Genomic DNA, 21,768 nt, shown 5'->3' on the forward strand with positions numbered 1-21,768 from the left:
CGGCTCGGGCGAGCGCCCGCCGAGGCCGGGCGCCGCGGCCGTCCGATCGCGGACCGTCGGCGCTGCCGTCGGGCAGGCGGGGGCGTGCCGAACCGCCGCGCCGCCGCTCGCCGGAGAGCCGCGGCACCAGCTCGGCGCGTGCCACCAGGGCTTGGGAACCCAGCTATCCGGTCAATCACGCAAGAGAACGGGGAAGATCCAGGTGATCTCGGTAATCGTCGCGGGCGGCGGCACGGCGGGCCACATCGAACCGGCACTCGCGGTGGCCGACGCGTTGCGGGGGCTCGACGATTCGATCCGGGTGACGGCGCTGGGCACCGAACGCGGCCTGGAGACCCGCCTGGTTCCCGAGCGCGGCTATCCGCTCGAGCTCATCCCGCCCGTGCCTCTGCCACGCAAGCCCACCGCCGATCTGCTGCGGTTGCCCGGTCGAGTGCGCGCCTCGGTGGCGGCCACCCGCGCGGTCATCGACGCGGTCGAGGCCGACGTGATCATCGGTTTCGGCGGATACGTGGCGCTGCCGGCGTATCTCGCCGCGGGCGCGGGCGTGCTGCGCCGCAGGCGCCGGGTGCCGGTGGTGGTGCACGAGGCGAACGCCAAGGCCGGTATCGCGAACAAGGTCGGCGCCCGCCGCGCCGCACGGGTGCTCGCCGCGGTCCCGGACTCGGGCCTGGCGAACGCGCGGGTGGTCGGCATTCCGGTGCGCGCATCGATCACCGGACTGGACCGCGCCGCACTGCGGGCCGAAGCGCGGGCGCACTTCGGCCTTCCGCCCGACGGACCGGTGCTGCTGGTCTTCGGCGGATCGCAAGGCGCGCGGACACTGAACGAGGCGGTGTCGGGCGCCGCGCCCCAGCTGTCCGCCGCGGGCATCTCGGTGCTGCACGCGCACGGCCCCAAGAACACCCTCGAGGTCGACGACTCCGCCGCGGACGGCGCTCGCTACGTCGCGGTGCCGTATCTGTCCCGGATGGACCTCGCCTACGCCGCGGCCGACGCGGTGGTCTGCCGATCGGGCGCGATGACCGTCGCGGAGGTCTCCGCGGTCGGGCTGCCCGCCTTCTACGTGCCGCTGCCGCACGGCAACGGGGAACAGGAGCTCAACGCTCGGCCCGTGGTGCGCCAGGGCGGTGGCAGAATTGTCCCCGATTCCGAGTTGACGCCGAAGTACGTGATCGATGAGGTGATTCCGCTGCTCATGGACTCCGCACGGCTGATCGAGATGGGCCGGGCCGCCGCAGGCGCCGGGCACCGCGACGCCGCCGACGAGGTGGCGCGGATCGCGCTGGAGGTGGCACGCCGATGAGCGACACGACCGCGGACCGGGTGGTCCCGGACACCGAACGCACCGCGCTTCCCCCGGAATTGGAGCGCGTGCACATGGTCGGCATCGGCGGAGCCGGGATGTCCGGCATCGCCCGGATCCTGCTCGCCCGCGGCGGCGCGGTGTCGGGGTCGGATGCCAAGGAGAGCCGGGGCGTGCTGGCGCTGCGCGCTCGCGGTGCGCAGGTGCGGATCGGGCACGACGCCACCGCATTGGACCTGCTACCCGGCGGTCCGACCGCGGTGGTCACCACGTACGCCGCCATTCCGAAGACCAATCCGGAACTGGTCGAGGCCAACCGGCGCGACATCCCGGTGCTGCTGCGCCCCACGGTGCTGGCCTCGCTGATGCGGGGCCATCGCACACTGCTGGTCTCCGGTACGCACGGCAAGACCTCCACCACCTCGATGCTGATCGTGTCGTTGCAGCACTGCGGGTTCGATCCCTCGTTCGCGGTGGGCGGCGAGCTGAACGAGGCGGGCACCAACGCCCACCACGGCACCGGCGACATCTTCGTCGCGGAAGCCGACGAGAGCGACGGTTCGCTGCTGCAATACGACCCGGACGTCGCGGTCGTCACCAACATCGAGTCCGATCACCTGGATTTCTTCGGCTCCGACGAGGCCTACGTGCAGGTATTCGACGACTTCGCCGACCGGCTCGCCGCAGGCGGCCTGCTGGTGGTGTGCCTGGACGATCCCGGCTCGCTGGCGTTGGCCCAGCGGGTCGGCGCGCGCTTGGCCGAGCGGAACGTCCAGGTCCTCGGCTACGGCTCCGGCGACCTCGCGGACGCGCCGGTCCCGGTGGGCGCCCGGCTGCACAGCTGGGAGCCGCGGGATGTCGGCGGCATCGCGCAGTTCCAGCTCACCGACGAGGCCGCACCGCGCACGCTGCGACTGTCGGTGCCGGGCAGGCACATGGCGCTCAACGCGCTCGGAGCCCTGCTCGCCGCCAGGGCCACCGGCGCGGACGTGGGCGAGATCATCCAGGGCCTGGAAGGGTTCGGCGGTGTGCACCGCCGGTTCCAGTTCGCCGGGCGGGAGAACGGCGTGCGGGTGTTCGACGACTACGCCCACCACCCGACCGAGGTGCGCGCCGTGCTCGGCGCCGCCGCCGAACTGGTCCAGCAGGAGGCCCGCGACGGCGCCCGGTCCAGGCAGGGCCGGGTCATCGTGGTGTTCCAGCCGCATCTCTACAGCAGGACCGCGACGTTCGCCCAGGACTTCGGCGCCGCGTTGAGCCTGGCCGACGAGGTCGTCGTGCTCGATGTCTACGGCGCGCGGGAGAAGCCGCTGCCGGGCGTGAACGGAGCGCTGGTCGCGCAGTCGGTGACGAAGCCGGTGCACTACCAGCCGGACATGTCCCGGGTCGGGCGCCAGGTCGCGGGGCTGGCGTTGCCGGGCGACGTGGTGATCACCATGGGCGCGGGCGACGTGACGATGCTGGGCAGTCAGATTCTCGACGGATTACGGGCGCGTCCCCAGCACGGACGGTGACCCGGCGTGCGCGGGGTCGGGTCGGCGCGCGCGGCCGGGCGCCGCGCGGGTGATCGGTTCGGCGAGCTCGACTGGCGCCGAATTCGCCTGTGGGGATTGCTGAGCGTGTGCGTCCTTGCGGTGCTCGGTGCGCTCGCCTGGTTCACGCCGGTGCTCTCGGCGCGCACCGTGCGCATCGAGGGGACGGTCACGGTCTCCGAACAACAGGTGCGTGATGTGCTCGAAATTCCTTCCGGCCGCTCGATCTTCCGGATCGACACCAATGCCGTGGCCCGGCGGGTGGCGAGCATTCCGAAAGTCCGCACGGCACGGGTGCAACGGGTATTTCCCTCCACGGTTCGGGTGACGGTCGTCGAGCGCGTCGCGGTGTTGTTCTACGACAGCCAGGAAGGCGCGCATCTGCTCGACGCCGACGGCGTGGAATTCGCGGTCGAGCCCGCGCCGATCGGCGTGCCGAAGTTGATCACCGATCATCCCGGCGGCGCCGATCCGGTGACCAGGGCGGCGGTCTCGGTGATCGCCATCGTGCCGCCTGCGCTGGCGGTTCAGGTGAGCGAGGTTGCGGCGCGGTCCATTTCGGATATTTCGCTGAATCTGAAGGACGGCCGCACGGTACTCTGGGGCGGGAGCGACGACGCCGAGCGAAAGGCGGCGGTCGTGTTGCCGTTGTTGACGCGCCCCGGAACGGTGTTCGATGTGTCGAGTCCCAATCTGGTCACGGTAAAGTGATCCACACCCATTGCGCCCAGGTAATTTTCGGCGGTCCGGGAGAGTTTCCGGCGCCGAGAAGGGAGCCGGGGGGCAACCGTTCACCATACGACGTGTGGAGCGGCGAGACGAGCGGGATCACGCAAGATTCTGGCTCTCGTTTCGGCGCGCCTGCGCGCGTATCGCGTCGGCTGCGAATAGCGTTCCGCACCAGTCGGATACTTGACATAACGCTAACCCTATGGTTGAGCTTTAGGGTTTGCCCGAGCCGCGGTTCGCTCCTCGTAGCGATCCGGCCCCCGGAACGGGCCGAAAAGGCGGCGTGCCGAGCATCCGGAAACGACAGGCTTTAGATCGAAGGAAGGCGAGAGCCCATGACGCCCCCGCACAACTACCTTGCGGTGATCAAGGTCGTCGGTATCGGCGGCGGCGGTGTGAATGCCGTCAACCGGATGATCGAGCAGGGACTCAAAGGTGTCGAGTTCATCGCGGTCAACACCGACGCCCAGGCGTTGCTGATGAGCGATGCCGACGTCAAGCTCGACGTCGGCCGTGAACTGACCCGAGGTCTCGGAGCAGGCGCCGACCCCGAGGTCGGCCGCAAGGCCGCCGAGGACCACAAGGACGAGATCGAAGAGGTGCTCAAGGGCGCCGACATGGTCTTCGTGACGGCTGGTGAGGGCGGCGGCACCGGTACCGGCGGCGCCCCGGTCGTCGCGCAGATCGCGCGCAAGCTCGGCGCGCTCACCATCGGCGTGGTCACCCGCCCGTTCTCCTTCGAGGGCAAGCGGCGCGGGAATCAGGCCGAGGTCGGGATCAATCTGCTGCGCGAGTCGTGCGACACGCTGATCGTCATCCCGAACGACCGGCTGCTGCAGCTCGGCGACGCGGCGGTGAGCCTGATGGACGCGTTCCGCTCCGCCGACGAGGTGCTGCTCAACGGTGTGCAGGGCATCACCGACCTGATCACCACCCCCGGTCTGATCAACGTCGACTTCGCCGACGTCAAGAGCGTGATGTCCGGCGCGGGCAGCGCGCTGATGGGCATCGGTTCGGCGCGCGGCGAGGGCCGCTCGGTGAAAGCGGCCGAGTCGGCGATCAATTCGCCCCTGCTGGAAGCCTCCATGGACGGCGCGCACGGCGTGCTGCTGTCGATCGCGGGCGGGTCCGATCTCGGGCTGTTCGAGATCAACGAGGCGGCCTCGCTGGTGCAGGAGGCCGCGCACATCGAGGCCAACATCATCTTCGGCACCGTGATCGACGACTCGCTCGGCGACGAGGTACGGGTCACCGTGATCGCGGCGGGCTTCGACGGCGGCGGCCCGGCCCGGCGCACCTTCGAGACTTCGGGCCGCAGCACCATCGGCACGGCGCGTTCGGGCGAGATCGGGCAGAGCCGAACCAGCGAGATCGCCGCGCGCGGCAGCGACAGCACGCCGAGCACATCCGTCACGGGTGCGGCGGGTCGCGGCACGTTGCCGAGCTACCGGGACACCGAGCGGGCGCGCACCCTGGGCGAGCCGTCCGTGACGAGCGGCACGCGGCCGCACATCACGCCGCCGGATGCCGACGACGATGACGACGACGTGGATGTGCCGTCGTTCATGCGGCGGGGCTGAACGTACCTCCGCCTTCGCTCCGGCCATGCGCGGCTGAAGACGGGCTGCGTCCGGCAGCACCCATCAGGCACTGGAATCCGGTTCCGGCGCAGGCCGGGACCGAGCTGGAAAGAGCGATCCCGGCCCGCGCCGGGACGCGGCGAAGGGACTCGCCGAAGCGGTGTCCCGAAGTACCACTGTGGACAGGATTTCGGGGGACGCCGGCGCGGGGGCCGGCCGGGCGGGACCGGGCGCCGAGGCGCCCGATGCGACGCAACTGATCTCGCCCCGGGCGAAGATTCGCTTTCTACCTGGGCATTTCGACGCCCTTCACCGAGCGCAACTACGCTCGTCGCCATGACTATCGCGCCGACCATCACTGTCCGACGGGTCACCACGACCAGGTCCGGAGGCTTCTCGGCGCCACCCTATGATTCGTTCAATCTGGGCGACCACGTCGGTGACGATCCGGCGGCCGTGCGGCGTAACCGCGACCGGCTGGCCGAGGGCATCGGCCTGCCGCCGCAGCGCCTGGTCTGGATGGAACAGATCCACGGCCGCAACGTCGAGATCGTCGACGGCCCGCGTGCCGAACCGGTTCCCGCCACCGACGCGCTCGTGACCACCGTGCCGGAACTCGCGCTGGTCGTGCTCACCGCCGACTGCGTGCCCGTCCTGCTGTCCGACGACGAGGCGGGTGTGATCGCCGCGGTGCACGCGGGGCGGATCGGCGCCCGCATCGGCATCGTGCCGCGTGTACTCGAGGCGATGGTTTCGGTCGGCGCGCGCCTGGACCGGGTCGGCGCGTTGCTCGGGCCCGCCGCCTCCGGCCGTCGGTACGAGGTGCCCGCCGCGATGCGCGCCGACGTCGAAGCGCACCTGCCCGGCAGCGCGACCACCACGGTCCGCGGCACCCCCGGCCTGGATCTGCGCGCGGGCATCTCCCGGCAGCTCACCGAGGCGGGCGTCGGCGCGATCGCGGTCGACCCGCGCTGCACCATCGAGGACCACACCCTGTTCAGCCATCGCCGTGGCGCGCCCACCGGCCGGATCGGCGGGGTGATCTGGATGGAGGCCGCCGCGTGAGCGCGCGAACCGCCGCACCCGCGGTCGAGGCGCCGTACGCGGGGGAGGCGCGCGTATGAGCGCCGAAGCGGAGACCGTGGCGGACGCCGCACTCACTGCCAGGACCGCCGAGCTGTCGGACAACCTGGCCGGTCTGCTCGCCCGCATCGACGCGGCGTGCCGCGCGGCGGGCCGGGCGCCGGATTCGGTGCGGCTGCTGCCGGTGACGAAATTCTTCCCCGCCTCGGACGTGGCGATCCTGCACCGGCTCGGGCGGCGCGAGTTCGGGGAGTCGCGGGAGCAGGAGGCGGCCGCCAAGGTGGCGGCGCTGCGTGAGGAAGACCTCTCCGGCATCCGCTGGCACATGATCGGGCGGCTGCAGCGGAACAAAGCGCGCAGTGTGGCCCGCTGGGCGCACACCGTCCACTCGGTCGACAGCGAACGTCTGGCAACCGCTCTTGACGCGGGTGCGGTCGCCGCGCTGGAGGCGGGCGAACGCGCCGAACCGCTTCGGGTGTTGCTCCAGGTGAGCCTGGACGACGACCCCGCGCGCGGGGGCGTCGCGGCCGGAGATCTTCCCGCCCTTGCGCAACGGATTGCGGACGCTCCCGGATTACGTTTGTCGGGTCTGATGGCCATTCCGCCCTTGGGTTCGGAGTCCGATGCCGCATTTGCGCGACTTGCGATGTTGCACACGTTGTTGATCGCCGATCATCCGGACGCGACAGAGCTTTCCGCGGGAATGTCGGGGGATCTGGAATCCGCGATCGAACACGGTTCGACGGTTGTGCGTGTCGGTACCGCTCTGATGGGTATGCGACCGATAACCTCGGGCTAGCAAAGAAACCTCATCAGTCACATTCGACACATATGCTGGGATCTGACGAGGGCTGAGCAAGACTTCAACACCCGGCCGCCACCGGGGCCGAAGGAAGGTCGACCAATGAGCACGCTGCACAAGTTCAAGGCGTACTTCGGCATGGTTCCGCTCGAGGATTACGAAGACGACTACGTCGACGATCGCGCTCCCCGAGGGGTGGACGAGCGCGGCGCTCGCAGGCCCCGGCCCCGTGACTACTCCGACCGCGACGGCTACGTCGATCGCTACGCCGACGACCGCTACGGCGCAAGCCGTTTCGACGACGTCGACTACCCCGAGCCCGCCTACAAGTCGCCCTACAAGGCGGGTTACTCGGTGTCGCGGCGCGACGACTACGCCGACGAGCCCTACGGCGACGACCGCTACGACGCGCCCCGGCGTCCCACCCGGATCGACTCGGCGCCGTCGGGCCGGTTCCGCGCGGGCGGGAGCGCGCCTCCACTGCGCGGCACGACCCGTGGCGCGCTCGCCGTCGACCCCGACGCCGAGGAGCGCAGGTTGGAGGAGCGCGTGCGTCCCGAGCCCGCCCCGGTGCGGCGGCCCGGGATCTTCGAGGACGGAGGCCCCTTGTCCAAGATCACGACGCTGCGCCCGCGCGACTACAGCGAGGCTCGGATCATCGGCGAGCGCTTCCGCGAGGGCAATCCGGTGATCATGGATCTGGTCGATCTGAGCAATGCCGACGCCAAGCGACTGGTCGACTTCGCCGCGGGCCTTGCCTTCGCGCTGCGCGGGTCGTTCGACAAGGTGGCGACAAAAGTGTTCCTGCTCTCACCGGCCGATGTCGACGTATCAGCGGAAGAACGCAGACGCATCGCGGAAACCGGCTTCTACAACCAGAAATAAGCTCGTGATCTGGGGGGTGAAGCGGACCGGGCGCAGGTTGTGCGGCGCGGTCATTTTGCGCGAAGCGATTTTTACGGCAGAGTGAAGTCGTGGCCTTGTTCGCGGTGCTGTACTTCGTACTGTTCATCTTCTGGCTGTTGCTGATCAGCCGGGTGATCGTCGAGTTCATCCGTAGCTTTGCCCGAGACTGGCGTCCTACCGGTGTCGTGGTCGTCGTCCTGGAGGTGATCTTCACGATCACCGACCCTCCGGTGAAACTGCTCAGGCGCTTGATACCTCCGGTGTCACTGGGCGGAATTCGCCTGGATCTGTCGATAATGGTCCTGCTTTTCATCGTCTTCATCCTGATGTCGATCGTGGGCAGGCTCGGGCAGCCGGTAGCTCCGGTGTGACAGAATGGGCCGTGAAGACAGCTTGCTAGATCTGCTAGATCTCCAAAAGACGCGTGAAGGGATCCTTCCATGCCGCTGACCCCAGCCGATGTGCACAACGTCGCGTTCAGCAAACCGCCGATCGGGAAGCGCGGCTACAACGAGGATGAAGTCGACGCGTTCCTGGATCTGGTGGAGCAGGAGCTCTCGCGTCTGATCGAGGAGAACGCCGATCTACGCCAGCGGGTCGCCGAGCTCGACGCGGAATTGGCCGACGCCAAGAAGAACCGCGGGCCGGCCGGGGTGAACGCCCCGAAACCGCCGATTCCGCAGGCCCCGCCGCCGCAGCCGGAACCGATCAAGCCCCCGGTTCCCGTCGCGCCGCCCGCTCCGATGCCCGCCGCCCCGGTGGCCAAGGACGCTCCGGGCGCGGACGCGAACCTGCAGGCCGCCAAGGTGCTCAGCCTCGCCCAGGAGATGGCGGATCGGCTGACCAGCGACGCCAAGGCCGAGGCGGAGAGCTTGCTGTCGAATGCCCGGGCGAATTCCGAGCGACTGGTCGGGGACGCCAGGACGCGGTCGGAGGCCATGATCGCCGACGCCCGCCAGAAGTCGGACGCGATGCTGTCGGATGCGCAGACACGTTCGGACAGCCAGCTTCGCCAGGCCAAGGAGAAGGCCGACGCGCTGCAGGCGGACGCCGAGCGCAAGCACACCGAGATCATGGCGACCATCACGCAGCAGCGCAGCGTGCTGGAGAGCCGGATCGAGCAGCTCAAGACGTTCGAGCGGGAGTACCGGGTGCGGTTGAAGTCGTATCTGGAGTCGCAGCTCGAGGAGCTGGAGAACCGTGGCTCGGCCGTGCCGGTCGACGGCGGCGACGCTTTCGTGGATGCCAACACGGCGAACAACCTCGCGCCGGCATCGTTCGCCAAGGGCGGTAAGTAGCGCACCGCGCCCCAGCACAGCAGTTCGCATACCGTTAGAGGAACTGTCGAGCCGCCCGGCATGCCTTGGGGGTCACCATGCTCGTCTTGACACTCGTCCTTGCCGCGATCGGCTTCGCCCTGCTCGTGGCCGCGCTCACCACCGGATCGGTGATCTGGGCGTGGGGCTGCATCGTGGTGTGCGTGATCGGCGCGATGCTCTTGTTGGTGAGTGCTTTGTCCATGCGGAGCCCGGATGGTGATTCCCCACCGCCGCCTCCTGGTCGTCATGCCAAACGCTGACCTGCCTGACAAAGTGAGTTGACCGCTCCGGCTAGAATCAAACATGAAATCGGCGTCGATCCGGCCATCACCGGGGAGCCTTCGGAAGAACGGCGGCACGGCCTGCGGGCCGGGCGCTCAGTAGAACCGAACGGGTGAGCCCGTCACAGCTCGCGAATGAGAGGTCCGGTGTTCGTCACGCCGGACAAGCGGGGTGGTACCGCGGTTTCGGCGCACCGGGCGCCGTCATCGTCCCCGTGCCAACGACTCGGCACGAGGAGACGCATCCGCCATGGCGGACCACACTTCCAGCAACAGCGCGTACCCGCGCGTCGACCTGAGCGTCGGCAGCGGGGCGACGTTCCCCGAGATGGAGCGCCGCGTGCTCGACGCGTGGGCGGCCGCCGACGACCTTCCGCGCGAGTATCGAAAACCGTTCCGGCGCAGCTGAATTCGTCTTCTACGACGGCCCGCCCTTTGCCAACGGTCTGCCGCATTACGGACATTTGCTCACCGGATACGTCAAAGACCTCGTCCCGCGTTTCCAGACGATGCGCGGCAAGCGGGTCGACCGGCGATTCGGCTGGGACTGCCACGGATTGCCCGCGGAAATCGAAGCCGAAAAGCAGCTCGGTATCACGGACAAATCACAGATCGACGCGATGGGGCTCGCGGAATTCAACGCGGCCTGCAAAACGTCGGTGCTGCGCTACACCGGGGAATGGCGCGACTACGTGACGCGGCAGGCCCGCTGGGTCGACTTCGACAACGACTACAAGACGCTGGACACCGACTTCATGGAGTCGGTGATGTGGGCGTTCAAATCGCTGTACGACAAAGGGCTGATCTATCAGGGCTTCCGGGTGCTGCCCTACAGCTGGTACGAGCAGACGCCGCTGTCGAATCAGGAAACCCGCCTCGACGACGCCTACAAGATGCGCCAGGATCCGGCGGTCACCGTCGATATGGCGTTGCGTGTGCCCGCGGAGCATCCGCTGCACGAACTCGACGGCGCCAACGCGCTGATCTGGACCACCACGCCGTGGACGCTGCCGTCCAACTTGGCGATCGCGGTGCATCCGGACGTCCGTTACGTGCACCTGCGCGCGGCCGACGGCGAACGCTATGTGCTCGCGGCCGAACGGGTCTCGCACTACGCGCGAGAGTTCGGCGCGGAGCCGGAGGTGCTCGCCGAGTTCGAGGGCGCCGCGCTGGCGGATCTGTCCTACGCGCCGCCGTTCGACTTCTTCCTCGGTCATCCCAACGCCCACCGGGTGCTCACCGCCGACTACGTGACCACCGACTCCGGCACCGGCATCGTGCATCTGGCGCCCGCCTTCGGTGAGGAGGACATGGACGTCGCCTCCGCCCACGGCATCGAGCTGGTGCAGCCGCTGGATGCGGGCGGCAAGTTCACCTCGATGGTCCCACCGTACGAGGGCCTGATGGTGTTCGACGCCAACCCGGTGATCATCAAGGACCTCAAGGCGGCCGGAAAGCTGTTGCGGCACGAGACGATCGAGCACTCCTACCCGCACAGCTGGCGCTCCGGCCAGCCGCTGATCTACATGGCCGTGCCCTCCTGGTTCGTCGCGGTCACCAAGTTCCGCGACCGGATGGTCGAACTGAACAAGCAGATCACCTGGGTACCCGAGCACATCCGCGACGGCCAGTTCGGCAAGTGGCTGGAAGGCGCGCGCGACTGGAACATCAGCCGTAACCGCTACTGGGGCAGCCCGATCCCGGTCTGGGTGTCCGACGATCCGGCCTACCCGCGCGTCGACGTGTACGGCTCGCTGGACGAGCTCGAGCGCGACTTCGGCGTGCGCCCGGCCGATCTGCACCGCCCGATGATCGACGAGCTCACCCGGCCGAATCCCGACGATCCGACCGGCAAGTCGACCATGCGCCGGGTGCCGGAGGTGCTGGACTGCTGGTTCGAGTCCGGCTCGATGCCGTATGCCCAGGTGCACTACCCGTTCGAGAACAAGGAGTGGTTCGACAGCCACTTCCCGGGCGATTTCATCGTCGAGTACAACGGGCAGACCCGTGGCTGGTTCTACACCCTGCACGTGCTGTCCACGGCCCTGTTCGACAGCCCGGCGTTCAAGACCGTCGCCGCGCACGGCATCGTGCTCGGCGACGACGGCCTGAAGATGAGCAAGTCCAAGGGCAACTACCCGGACGTCAACGAGGTGTTCGACCGGGACGGTTCGGACGCGATGCGCTGGTTCCTGATGAGTTCGCCGATCCTGCGCGGCGGCAATCTCATCGTCACCGAGCGCGGCATCCGCGAGGGTGTGAGTCACGCGCTGCGGCCGCTGTGGAACGCGTGGACGTTCCTGCAGCTGTACGCCTCGAAGCCCGGTGTGTGGCGCACGGATTCGCCGCATGTGCTCGATCGCTACATCCTGGCGAAGCTGGCGCGCACCAGGGACGTCATCACCGAGGCGCTGGAGACCTACGACATCGCGGGCGCGTGCGAGGAACTGCGCTCGTTCGCCGACGCGCTGACCAACTGGTATGTGCGGCGCTCCCGCTCGCGGTTCTGGAGCGAGGACCGCGACGCGGTGGATACCCTGCACACGGTGCTCGAGGTGGTCACCCGGCTGGCCGCGCCGTTGCTGCCGCTGGTCACCGAGGTGATCTGGCGCGGCCTGACCGGCGGCGACTCGGTGCACCTGGCCGACTGGCCGAAGGAAGGGGAGCTGCCGGACGATCCGGAGCTGGTCGCCGCCATGGACGAGGTGCGCGTGGTGTGCTCGACGGTGCTGAGCCTGCGCAAGGCGCAGAACCTGCGGGTGCGGCTGCCGCTGGCCGAGGTCACCATCGCCGCGGCCGACGCCGAGCGGCTGGCGCCGTTCGCCGACATCGTCGCCGACGAGGTCAACGTCAAGAAGGTCGATCTGACCACCGACGTGGACGCGCACGGCCGGTTCGAGCTGGTGGTCAACGCCCGCGCCGCGGGCCCGCGACTGGGCAAGGACGTGCAGGCGGTGATCAAGGCGGTCAAAGCCGGTGCGTGGTCCGAGGACGCCGACGGCACGGTCCGGGCGGCCGGGATCACCCTGCTGCCGGAGGAGTACACCCAGCGTCTGGTGGCGGCCGAGCCCGAGTCGACCGCGGCGCTGCCAGGGAACGCGGGTCTGGTGGTGCTGAACTCGGTGGTCACCGAGGAACTGGAGGCCGAGGGCTGGGCGCGGGACCTGATCCGCGACCTCCAGGAGACCAGGAAGTCCGCCGGGCTGGACGTGTCCGACCGCATCACCGCGGTCCTGGAGGTTCCGGCGGACCGGACCGCGTGGGCCGAGACCCACCGCGATCTGATCGCGGGGGAGATCCTGGCCACCACGCTGACCTTCGGCGCGGCCGGTCCGGAGGCGGCCGATCTGGTCGGCGGCGTGCGCGCGAAGATCGCCAAGGCCTGAGCGCGGATACCCAGCGAGCCGGGGCGGGACCGAAAGGTCCCGCCCCGGTTGCTGTTTCGGGCGGTCTTCGTGGTACCCGGTCGCGCGGCAGCAGCGATCCGGCGTCGCATACCGGACAAGGTTCGTTCCATGTTCTCGGCCGGGTCGGACAGGTCGGTGCATCGTCGTTCGCCGCCGCCTTCGATGCACCCGAGTGGCCATGCGGGCGCGTACCGTCCGCGATCGGACGGCAACCCGATGGCGGGGTGCACTCGCCTCTCCGCATCCCAATTTTCACTTCAAACAGTGATTTAGATCACATGCTGAGAATTTGCTGATTCCCGACAATTCGCCGATTTCCCAGGCACAATCTGCGATGTCGCTGCTGTTACCCAGGTGAGCTCCGGGGTGGCAGTTTCCTTTTTTCGCGTGTCGTACTTGGAATTCGGCCGTGCTGGGAATGTGTCCGGCGCGGGTGGCCGCGGCTCCGCATCGGGGACCGCTGCCGATGCCATGTGTTAGCCAGGCCGCCGATCGGTGGCCAGTCAACTGCGCCCATGGAAGGGGCGAGTACGTGCCGAGAAAATCGTTGCACCGCATCGCACTCGGATTCTTGCTCTCGATCATCGCGACCCTCCTGCTCGCCGGACCCGCCTGGGCGGACACCGGCAGCGCCTCCGGCAGTGGGCCGGGCAGCGCGTCGTTCGGTTCGGCGGACAGTGGCAGTTCGTCGTCCGGCAGCGCCAGCGGCTCGGCCGACCTGCCGGTGCCCAGTGTGTTCGGCCTCGGCGCGCTGGCCGCGGCGACGACGCAGATCGGCAAGCCCTATGAATGGGGTGGAACCGGCCCCGACAGTTGGGACTGCTCGGGTCTCGTGCAGTGGGCGTACCGTCAGGTCGGGGTGCGGCTTCCGCGGACCACCTGGCAGCAGGCGAAGGTGGGCGCGCCCGTCCCGCGGGGCTCGCTGTCCGCCGGAGACGTCGTCGTGTTGAACAGTGACGGCTCGCACGTCGGTCTCTACGCCGGAAACGGCCAGGTGCTCAACGCGTACGGCCAGGGCGTGCCGGTCGGCTTCACGCCGCTCGACGAGTTCGACATCTACGCCATCCGCCGATTCTGAGCCACCGAGCGCGGATGCTCCGCACTGAAACGGCCCCGATCCGCGAATACGGGTCGGGGCCGTGGCGACTCGGCCGGATCTCGCGGGGCGCGCCGCCCGGCGTCGGAACGGAGTGAGCGGTGTGGAACGGGACCGGTGCGCCGACGCCGGGGGACCACCCTGGGCAGTCGCCGCTACCAGGCGCGTCGCTGGGTGCGGCCGCCGTGGTCTGGGCCGGAACGTGCGGTCAGTCGCCGAGGCCCTCGGCGAGGGTGCGCAGTAGCGGCCCGTACTGCTGATGCGCCAGCGCCGAGGCGAATTGCGCGACCAGGTAGTCGGCCGGGTTGCCGGTGTCGTACCACCGGCCGCGGATGACCTGGCCGAAGACCGGATTGTTCGCCGCGTGCACGTTGATCGCGTCGGTGAGGTACACCTCGCCGGTGCGGTGTTCGTACCACGCTTCGGTCTGCCTGCGCAGCTCGGCGATGATGCCGGGCGTGACCACGTAGCCGCCGATCGCGGCGAAGGACGACGGCGCGTCCTTCGGCTTGGGCTTCTCCCGCAGCCCGGTGATGCGCAGCAGGCCGTTGCCGTGGTCGTCGGCCACCACCGGCACGCCGTAGCGCTGCGACTCGGCGGGATCCATCGGCATCAGCGCCAGGACGGGGGCTCCGGTGGCCTCGTAGGCGTCGATGAGCTGCTGGGCGCGGGGCACCTCGGCGACGAACACGTCGTCCGGCCACAGCACGAGCATCGGCTCGTCGCCGAGATTGCGGGCGGCATTGAGCACCGGGGTGCCGTTGCCGTACGGCCCGTGCTGGTCGAGGTAGGTGATGTGGCCGAGCCGGGACAGCTCGCCCACCTCCTCGACGGCGTCGGCGAAGGCGGTCTTGCCGTCCGCGCGCAGCTGGGCCACCAGCGCGGGATTGGGTCGGAAATGGTCCTGGATGAGTGATTTTCCGCCGCTGACCACGATGGTGATGTCGGTGATGCCCGATGCGACCAGCTCGCGGACCGTGTGCTCGATCACCGGCTTGTCGCCGACCGGCAGCATCTCCTTCGGGATGGCCTTGGTCAGCGGAAGCAGCCGGGAGCCGATACCGGCGGCCGGGATGACGGCCTTGCGGATATTCATGGGTCCGATCATCACATATCGGACCGTGGGTCATGCCTCGTCCCCACGGCACGTCGGCGGTTATTTCCAGACTGTCCGGTACCCGGTCCGGTGCGGAAAAGAGCAGATCAAAGCCGTCGCGGCGGGAACGGACGGTCGCCAGGGGCGAGCAGGGGGCGGCGCCGATACCGGCAGGTAACCGACAGCTAGCGCACAGCCATCCCACAGCGTCACCGCCTGCCCGAACTGTCGGTGGACGGGCGTACATTGCACCCGTGCGTACCGAGAAGCCGATCGTCGAGCGCGCGGTCGCGCCGTCGGCGAGCCCACGGCTCCCGGCGCTCGCCGACGCGGACAGCACAGCCCGTCGCTGGGTTCTGCACATGGACATGGACGCGTTCTTCGCCTCGGTCGAACAGCTGACCCGGCCCACGTTGCGCGGCAGGCCGGTGCTGGTCGGCGGCACCGGCGGGCGCGGCGTCGTCGCCGGAGCCAGTTACGAGGCGCGGGCGTTCGGCGCCCGCTCGGCGATGCCGATGCATCAGGCGCGCCGGTTGGTCGGCGTCACCGCGGTGGTCGTGCCGCCGCGCGGGGCCGTCTACGGTGTGGTCAGCGGGCAGGTCTTCGACGCGCTGCGCAGCCGCATCCCGGTGCTGGAGACGTTGTCGTACGACGAGGCGTTCGGCGAGCCCGCCGAGCTGGCCGGCGCGACGGTCGCCCAGGTGCACGCGTTCTGTGCGGAATTGCGCGCGGTGGTGCGCGAACGGACCGGGTTGACCGCTTCGGTGGGCGCGGGCACCGGGAAACAGTTGGCCAAGATCGCCTCCGGCTTGGCCAAACCCGATGGGGTGCGGGTGATCTCGCCGGTCGAGCAGCCACGTCTGCTGGCGGGTCTGCCGGTGCGCAAGCTGTGGGGGATCGGTCCGGTCGCGGAGAGTCGATTGCGCTCGCTCGGCATCGAGACCGTAGGCGCCTTCGCCGCGCTGCCGGAATCGGAGGCGATGTCGATCCTCGGCGGCAGCGTCGGCGCCGCGCTGCACCGGCTGGCGCGCGGCATCGATGACCGTCCGGTCGCCGAACGCGCCGAAGCCAAGCAGATCAGCGCCGAGACCACCTACGAAACCGACATCGTCAGCCTCGAGCAGCTGCGTCCGGCCATCGAGGACATGGCCGCGGCGGCGCACCGGCGCCTGACCGGTGACGGGCGCGCCGCGCGCACGGTGGTGCTCAAATTGAAGAAGTCCGATATGAGCATCGTCACCCGCTCTTTCACCTTGCCCTACGCCACCGAGGATTTGGCCACCCTCGCCGCCGCCGCGCAGCGTTCGGCGCTCGACCCGCGGGAGCTGGGACCGATCCGCCTCGTCGGAGTCGGCTACGGCGGCCTGTCGACCGTCCGCCAGGAATCGCTGTTCCCCGAACTGGATCGCGGCCCGGCCGCCGAGATCGTCACGGCGGAAACGGAATCGGAACCGGTGCCAGCGGCAGGCCACGGCGATGCCGCGCACACCGCGCCGGTCTCGTCCGTCGCCGTCTGGCATCCCGGTATGGACGTGTCGCATCCCGAGCACGGCCACGGCTGGGTGCAGGGCGCGGGGCTCGGCGTGGTGACCGTCCGCTTCGAAACCCGTTCCAGCGGTCCGGGTCCCGCGCGCACCTTCGCGGCCGACGATGCCGCCCTCACGCGGGCCGATCCGCTGGGCAGTCTGCTCTGACGTCCGGGGCTCGCGGCTCGACATCGCCCGGCCGGGCGCGTACGTTCGCTGCCGACGACCATCGCCGGTCCTATGTGGATCCGGGTGACGCCACCCGGGGCCGGTAGCCTGGGACCTCGTGCAGCGCCGCCGGTTCGGGGGCGGCTGCCATGGTGGTACACGACACGGACCTCTCGAACGCAAAGGACGAGCAGTTGAAGCTTCGTAAGACTGGACGCATCGCGATCGCCGGACTGGCCATCGTCGCCGCGCTTGGCCTGACCGCCTGCGGTGGCGACGACAAGGACAGCAAGCCCGCCGCAAAGACGTCGACCAGTGCCAAGGCGTCGGCGACCGCGAGCGCGAACCTGCCGCCGGTCCCGACCCCCGCGGAGCTGAACACCGCCCTCGCCCGTGCGCTGGACCCCTCGGTGCCCGCCTCCGAGAAGCTGGACAACGTCCAGGGCGCCGAGGCCGATCCGACACTGCCGGACCGCTTGTCCCAGGCCGCGTCGGGCGCCGACGTCAAGATCGAGGTCACCGACGTCACCTCCTTCGGCGACAGCGTGAACGCGAAGGCCAAGTTCATCCTCAACGGCCAGGAGAACATCGTCGACGTGCCGTTCGTCGCCGACAACGGCAAGTGGAAGATCCAGAAGACCTGGGCCTGCACCATGCTGACCAACCTGGGCCAGCAGTCGGCCGCCTGCAGCTGATTTCACTCGACCGGGCCGGTCGCCGGGCTCTTCCGGTGACCGGCCCGTCGTCGTGTTCGGCGCCGGTGCGCCGCTCACAGCATGCGCAGAACCGCGTACATCGAGGTGGCGTGCGCGTACAGGTCGCCGTCTTCGGTGCCGATCAGGCGGGCCTCCGCGCTGGCCGTGGTGGGGCCGACATGGATCGCGGTGCCCTCGCAGCGCAGCGTTCCCGTGTGGCCGCGCACGGCCCGGTGGATGTCGATACCGATCTTGACCGAAGTGGTGCGCGTCCCGCCCGCCAATCGCGTCAGCACGGCCGCGCCGAGGGCCGATTCGAGCAGCGTCGCCACGAAGCCGCCGTACATCCCGCCCGCCGGATCGAACAGCTGATCGCCCGGCTCACCCTCGAAGACCACGGTCCCGTCGCCGACTTGGACCAGCTGGAAACCGAGTGCGTTCAGGATCGGCGCGCCCGGGAATCGCCCGTCGAGCGTTCCCTGCAATATCTCCCGCCCGGTCATGCCGAGCGGGTCGGGCGTCGTCTCGGCCGTCGGCCTGCGGGAGCGAAGGGGTCTGGGCGAGGTCATGCATCGACGCTACGGAGAAGTCGGGGCCCACAGAAGTGTCGGATACGACACTTTTGTAGTTGAATCCGACGAACTGTTACAGCTTCCACACTTTCAGGTCGGGCATCGCGTCGTAGTCGCCATCTTGCGTGACGATCGGAATGTCATGTGCCAGTGCGGTCGCTGCGATCCAGCAATCGTTGATCGGCACTTTGCGTCCGGCGGCCCGGAGCATCTCATGGGACTCATGATGTGGGCTGGGTTTCGTTCGCGTGCGGGCCGGGTTCGGTGGTGACATCGCGCGATACCCGCCGCGCGCGCCGGGCCCGCAGCAGTGCGTGGGCGGTGAAGATTGCCAGCGCCGCCCAGATCAGAGCGAAACCGGCCCACCGGGAGGCCGGCATCGGCTCGTGCACGACGGCGACGCCCCAGGCCATCTGCAATGCGGGCGTGAGGTATTGCAGCAGCCCCATGGTGGACAGCGCGACCCGCTGGGCGGCGACAGCGAACAGCAGCAGCGGAACAAGCGTGACCGGCCCGGTCGCCACCATCAGCGCGGTATGTCCCGGGCCGGAGGCGAATTCGCTGTGCCCGGTGACCGCCAGGGCGATCACGAACACCAGCGCGAAGGGCGCGGCGACGATCCCCTCGGCGGCGATGCCGCGCAGCGCGTCCAGCGGGATGACCTTCTTCACCAGGCCGTAGGTGGCGAACGAACAGGCCAGGGCCAAGGCGATGATCGGCGGCCTGCCGTAGTCGACGGTGAGCACGGCCACCGCGGTCGCGCCGAGGGCGAGCGCGGCCCATTGGGGCCAGGCCAGCCGCTCACGGAAGATCACCACCCCGAACGCGACGGTGACCAGCGGGTTGATGAAGTAGCCGAGCGCGCACTCCACGACGTGACCGGAAATGACGCCGTAGACGTACACGCCCCAGTTCAACGCGATCGCGGCGGAGGCGACGGCCGCCAGCCGCCAGACGTGGCCGCCGAGGCCGCGCAGCTCGCGGATCCGGCCGCTCACCGCGAGCACCGCGAGCACGACCACGAGCGTCCAGACGATCCGCTGCGCCACCACCTCGGCCGGACCGGCGAACGCCAGCAACCCGAAGAACGCGGGGAACAGCCCCCACAGAAAGTACGCGCCGGCTCCGAACGCTACACCGGGGATGGACCTACTTCGCCGCACGATGACGAACGTAGTTGTCCCGTAGCCTTGCGGTCATGTCGATTACCGTGCAGGCATCGGGCGCGACCGGATTGACCGCGACCGAGGTCGAGCAACGTCGCCGCGACGGATTGACCAACGACGTCCCGGATCGCGCGAGCCGTTCGGTTCGCGACATCGTGCGCGCGAACGTCTTCACCAGGATCAATGCCATCCTCGGAGTCCTGTTCGTACTGGTGCTGGCCACCGGATCGATCATCGACGGCATGTTCGGCCTGCTGATCGTCGCCAACAGCGCGGTCGGCATCATCCAGGAGATCCGCGCCAAGCGCACCCTGGACCAGCTCGCCATCGTCAGCCAGGCCAAGCCGACCGTCCGCAGGGACGGCGCGGCTGTGGAGATCGCGCCGCACGAGGTGGTACTCGACGATCTGATCGAGCTCGGTCCCGGCGACCAGATCGTGGTGGACGGCACGGTGGAAGAATCCGCGCAGCTCGAGGTGGACGAGTCGTTGCTCACCGGCGAGGCCGATCCGATCGACAAGGCGGTCGGCGCCACGGTGATGTCGGGCAGCTACGTGGTGTCCGGGTCGGGCGCCTACCGCGCCACCAAGGTCGGCCGGGACGCCTACGCGGCGCGGCTGGCCGAGGAGGCGAGCAAGTTCACCCTCGTGCACTCCGAACTGCGCAGCGGTATCGACAAGATCCTGAAGTTCATCACCTACCTGCTGATTCCCGCGGGCCTGCTGAGCATCTACAACCAACTGGTCTCCAGCAAGGAGTCGTGGCGTCCCGCGGTCACCGGCATGGTGGCCGCGCTGGTGCCGATGGTGCCGGAGGGGCTGGTGCTGATGACATCGATCGCGTTCGCGGTCGGCGTGGTGCGGTTGGGCCGGCGCCAGTGCCTGGTCCAGGAGTTGCCCGCCATCGAGGGTCTGGCCCGCGTCGACGTGGTCTGCGCGGACAAGACCGGCACCCTGACCGAGAACGGCATGCGGTTGTCGGACCTGAAGACACTGGCGACTTTCGACGACTCCGAGGTGCGCACCGCGCTGGCCGCGCTGGCGGCCGACGATCCGCGCCCGAACGCCAGCGTGCAGGCGATCGCCGAGGCGCTGCCGGACGGCCCCGGCTGGCAGCGCACCGCCGTCGCGCCGTTCTCCTCGGCCAAGAAGTGGAGCGGATGCTCCTACGGCGAACACGGCGACTGGCTGCTCGGCGCGCCCGACGTGCTGCTCGACCCGGACTCCGCGGACGCACGGGTCGCCGAGGAACTCGGTGCCTCCGGTCTGCGCGTGCTCTTGCTGGCGCGCGGCGACCGGCCGGTGGACGCGGCGGACGCCCCTGGGACCGTACGGCCCGCCGCCTTGGTCGTCCTGGAGCAGAAGGTCCGGCCGGACGCTCGCGACACCCTCGACTACTTCGCGAGCCAGAGCGTTTCGATCAAGGTCATCTCCGGCGACAACGCCGTATCGGTCGGCGCGGTGGCCTCCTCGCTGGATCTGCCCGGCGGCGACCACCCGATCGATGCGCGGGAGCTGCCGGAGGACCGCGACGAATTGGCCGGCGTACTGGACGGCAACACCACCTTCGGCCGGGTGCGTCCGGATCAGAAGCGCGCCATGGTCTCGGCGTTGCAGTCGCGCGGGCACACGGTGGCGATGACCGGTGACGGGGTCAACGACGTTCTCGCCTTGAAGGATTCGGACATCGGCGTGGCGATGGGCTCGGGCAGCCCGGCGACCAGGGCGGTGGCGCAGATCGTGCTGCTGGACAACAAGTTCGCCACGCTGCCGTACGTGGTCGGTGAGGGACGCCGGGTGATCGGCAACATCGAGCGGGTCTCCAATCTGTTCCTCACCAAGACCGTGTACTCGGTGTTGCTGGCCTTCCTGGTCGGCATGGCCGGGATCGGATCGCAGATCTTCGACTACGAACCCATCGGTTACCCGTTCCTGCCCCGCCACGTCACGATCGCGGCCTGGTTCACCATCGGCATTCCGGCGTTCATCCTCTCGCTCGCGCCGAACAACGAGCGTGCCCGCACGGGCTTCGTCGGGCGCGTCATGCGCTTGGCCATCCCGTCGGGCGTGGTGATCGGCGCGGCCACCTTCGTCGCGTACCTGATCGCCTACGCCGGGCCGCACGCGACCGAGGAGCAGAAGATCCAGGCGGGCACCACCGCGCTCATCACGTTGATCATGATCGCGGTGTGGGTGCTCGCCATCGTCGCGCGACCGTACGTGTGGTGGAAGGTGGTGCTGATCGCGGTGTCGGTGGCGGCGTACGTGTTCCTGTTCACCGTTCCGTTCACCCGGGAATTCTTCAAACTCGATCCCTCCAACCTCGCGCTCACCGGCGCGGCGGTGGTCTGCGGCGCGGTCGGCATCGTGCTCGTCGAAGCGGCCTGGTGGGTGAACGCGGCGCTGCACGGAGAGAAGCGGCAACTGCTGCCGAGCTCGCCCGGCGGGGCCGCCTGACAGACTGGACGCCTGACTCGCCGCGCCACGAGATGCCTTGTGCGAAGC

The 21,768-nt window shown here is 69.1% G+C and carries 18 protein-coding genes and 1 pseudogene; 15 read left to right on the forward strand and 4 right to left on the reverse strand.

All coding sequences use genetic code 11. The annotated features are described in order from the left end of the window. Positions 1-202: 202 nt before the first annotated feature. The 12 genes and pseudogenes from murG (at position 203) to ON21_RS09075 (ending at position 14,023) form a co-directional block, all read left to right on the forward strand. Complete coding sequence (murG, locus tag ON21_RS09020) at positions 203-1,306, forward strand: undecaprenyldiphospho-muramoylpentapeptide beta-N-acetylglucosaminyltransferase (protein WP_174372148.1); 1,104 nt, start codon at positions 203-205, stop codon at positions 1,304-1,306. Then, positions 1,303-2,820, forward strand: a complete 1,518-nt coding sequence (murC, locus tag ON21_RS09025) for a UDP-N-acetylmuramate--L-alanine ligase (RefSeq protein WP_051020525.1) — start codon at positions 1,303-1,305, stop codon at positions 2,818-2,820. Before murG ends, murC begins: the two co-directional genes overlap by 4 nt. 6 nt (positions 2,821-2,826) lie before the next feature. Then, complete coding sequence (locus tag ON21_RS09030) at positions 2,827-3,549, forward strand: cell division protein FtsQ/DivIB (protein WP_373281117.1); 723 nt, start codon at positions 2,827-2,829, stop codon at positions 3,547-3,549. A 353-nt stretch (positions 3,550-3,902) separates the two neighbouring features. Beyond that, the gene (gene ftsZ, locus ON21_RS09035; protein WP_039797132.1) at positions 3,903-5,147 is read left to right on the forward strand and encodes a cell division protein FtsZ; all 1,245 of its coding nucleotides are present in this window, start codon (positions 3,903-3,905) and stop codon (positions 5,145-5,147) included. A 336-nt stretch (positions 5,148-5,483) separates the two neighbouring features. Further along, positions 5,484-6,212 (forward strand): peptidoglycan editing factor PgeF, encoded by a 729-nt coding sequence (gene pgeF / locus ON21_RS09040; RefSeq protein WP_039797133.1) that lies wholly within the window; start codon positions 5,484-5,486, stop codon positions 6,210-6,212. Between the two features lie 55 nt (positions 6,213-6,267). Further along, the gene (locus ON21_RS09045) at positions 6,268-7,029 is read left to right on the forward strand and encodes a YggS family pyridoxal phosphate-dependent enzyme (RefSeq protein WP_039797134.1); all 762 of its coding nucleotides are present in this window, start codon (positions 6,268-6,270) and stop codon (positions 7,027-7,029) included. A 105-nt stretch (positions 7,030-7,134) separates the two neighbouring features. Continuing rightward, a complete protein-coding gene (locus tag ON21_RS09050) occupies positions 7,135-7,917 on the forward strand; it encodes a cell division protein SepF (RefSeq protein WP_039797135.1) in 783 nt (260 codons plus the stop codon). Positions 7,918-8,006: 89 nt separating this feature from the next. After that, entirely contained in the window at positions 8,007-8,309 is a 303-nt protein-coding gene (locus ON21_RS09055) for a YggT family protein (RefSeq protein WP_039797136.1), read from the forward strand. A 69-nt stretch (positions 8,310-8,378) separates the two neighbouring features. Then, positions 8,379-9,236 (forward strand): DivIVA-like cell division protein Wag31, encoded by an 858-nt coding sequence (wag31, locus tag ON21_RS09060; RefSeq protein ID WP_039797137.1) that lies wholly within the window; start codon positions 8,379-8,381, stop codon positions 9,234-9,236. Between the two features lie 77 nt (positions 9,237-9,313). Further along, the gene (locus tag ON21_RS36860) at positions 9,314-9,517 is read left to right on the forward strand and encodes a hypothetical protein (RefSeq protein ID WP_083880491.1); all 204 of its coding nucleotides are present in this window, start codon (positions 9,314-9,316) and stop codon (positions 9,515-9,517) included. A gap of 271 nt (positions 9,518-9,788) precedes the next feature. After that, positions 9,789-12,924 (forward strand): annotated as a pseudogene (gene ileS, locus ON21_RS09070) (isoleucine--tRNA ligase). Positions 12,925-13,477: 553 nt separating this feature from the next. After that, positions 13,478-14,023: a C40 family peptidase gene (locus ON21_RS09075; protein WP_245562520.1), complete on the forward strand. Its 546-nt coding sequence runs from the start codon at positions 13,478-13,480 to the stop codon at positions 14,021-14,023. Between the two features lie 226 nt (positions 14,024-14,249). Here the strand turns inward: ON21_RS09075 and ON21_RS09080 are convergent, their stop codons facing one another. Next, complete coding sequence (locus tag ON21_RS09080) at positions 14,250-15,137, reverse strand: UTP--glucose-1-phosphate uridylyltransferase (protein WP_218004055.1); 888 nt, start codon at positions 15,135-15,137, stop codon at positions 14,250-14,252. Between the two features lie 362 nt (positions 15,138-15,499). Here ON21_RS09080 and ON21_RS09085 point away from each other — a divergent pair, with 362 nt between their 5' ends. Together ON21_RS09085 and ON21_RS09090 are read left to right on the forward strand one after the other, a co-directional pair. Then, positions 15,500-16,831: a DNA polymerase IV gene (locus tag ON21_RS09085; protein WP_039797152.1), complete on the forward strand. Its 1,332-nt coding sequence runs from the start codon at positions 15,500-15,502 to the stop codon at positions 16,829-16,831. Between the two features lie 194 nt (positions 16,832-17,025). After that, positions 17,026-17,526, forward strand: coding sequence for a WKL family lipoprotein (locus ON21_RS09090; RefSeq protein ID WP_039797153.1), 501 nt, complete (start codon positions 17,026-17,028; stop codon positions 17,524-17,526). A gap of 74 nt (positions 17,527-17,600) precedes the next feature. Here the strand turns inward: ON21_RS09090 and ON21_RS09095 are convergent, their stop codons facing one another. From ON21_RS09095 to rarD, 3 genes are all read right to left on the reverse strand, one after another. Beyond that, a complete protein-coding gene (locus tag ON21_RS09095; RefSeq protein ID WP_051020531.1) occupies positions 17,601-18,095 on the reverse strand; it encodes a PaaI family thioesterase in 495 nt (164 codons plus the stop codon). A 76-nt stretch (positions 18,096-18,171) separates the two neighbouring features. Next, positions 18,172-18,372 (reverse strand): PIN domain-containing protein, encoded by a 201-nt coding sequence (locus ON21_RS36865; RefSeq protein ID WP_373281118.1) that lies wholly within the window; start codon positions 18,370-18,372, stop codon positions 18,172-18,174. After that, positions 18,320-19,264, reverse strand: coding sequence for an EamA family transporter RarD (gene rarD / locus ON21_RS09100; RefSeq protein WP_373281119.1), 945 nt, complete (start codon positions 19,262-19,264; stop codon positions 18,320-18,322). Before rarD ends, ON21_RS36865 begins: the two co-directional genes overlap by 53 nt. A gap of 32 nt (positions 19,265-19,296) precedes the next feature. Between rarD and ON21_RS09105 the strand changes: the two genes are divergently transcribed. Further along, complete coding sequence (locus ON21_RS09105; protein WP_039797144.1) at positions 19,297-21,720, forward strand: cation-translocating P-type ATPase; 2,424 nt, start codon at positions 19,297-19,299, stop codon at positions 21,718-21,720. The last annotated feature ends 48 nt before the right edge of the window (positions 21,721-21,768 follow it).

The organism is Nocardia araoensis NBRC 100135 (assembly GCF_000308435.1).
Classification (GTDB): Bacteria; Actinomycetota; Actinomycetes; order Mycobacteriales; family Mycobacteriaceae; genus Nocardia; species Nocardia araoensis.

Bases quoted from the DNA above. Each gene is read 5' to 3' on its own strand.
- ON21_RS09105 (WP_039797144.1), top strand. From the start codon at position 19,297: ATGTCGATTACCGTGCAGGCATCGGGCGCGACCGGATTGACCGCGACC.
- ON21_RS36865 (WP_373281118.1), bottom strand. From the start codon at position 18,372: ATGTCACCACCGAACCCGGCCCGCACGCGAACGAAACCCAGCCCACAT.
- ON21_RS09050 (WP_039797135.1), top strand. From the start codon at position 7,135: ATGAGCACGCTGCACAAGTTCAAGGCGTACTTCGGCATGGTTCCGCTC.
- ON21_RS09080 (WP_218004055.1), bottom strand. From the start codon at position 15,137: ATGAATATCCGCAAGGCCGTCATCCCGGCCGCCGGTATCGGCTCCCGG.
- ON21_RS09085 (WP_039797152.1), top strand. From the start codon at position 15,500: ATGGACATGGACGCGTTCTTCGCCTCGGTCGAACAGCTGACCCGGCCC.
- murC (WP_051020525.1), top strand. From the start codon at position 1,303: ATGAGCGACACGACCGCGGACCGGGTGGTCCCGGACACCGAACGCACC.
- pgeF (WP_039797133.1), top strand. From the start codon at position 5,484: ATGACTATCGCGCCGACCATCACTGTCCGACGGGTCACCACGACCAGG.
- ON21_RS09045 (WP_039797134.1), top strand. From the start codon at position 6,268: ATGAGCGCCGAAGCGGAGACCGTGGCGGACGCCGCACTCACTGCCAGG.
- ON21_RS09095 (WP_051020531.1), bottom strand. From the start codon at position 18,095: ATGACCTCGCCCAGACCCCTTCGCTCCCGCAGGCCGACGGCCGAGACG.
- ftsZ (WP_039797132.1), top strand. From the start codon at position 3,903: ATGACGCCCCCGCACAACTACCTTGCGGTGATCAAGGTCGTCGGTATC.
- ON21_RS36860 (WP_083880491.1), top strand. From the start codon at position 9,314: ATGCTCGTCTTGACACTCGTCCTTGCCGCGATCGGCTTCGCCCTGCTC.
- wag31 (WP_039797137.1), top strand. From the start codon at position 8,379: ATGCCGCTGACCCCAGCCGATGTGCACAACGTCGCGTTCAGCAAACCG.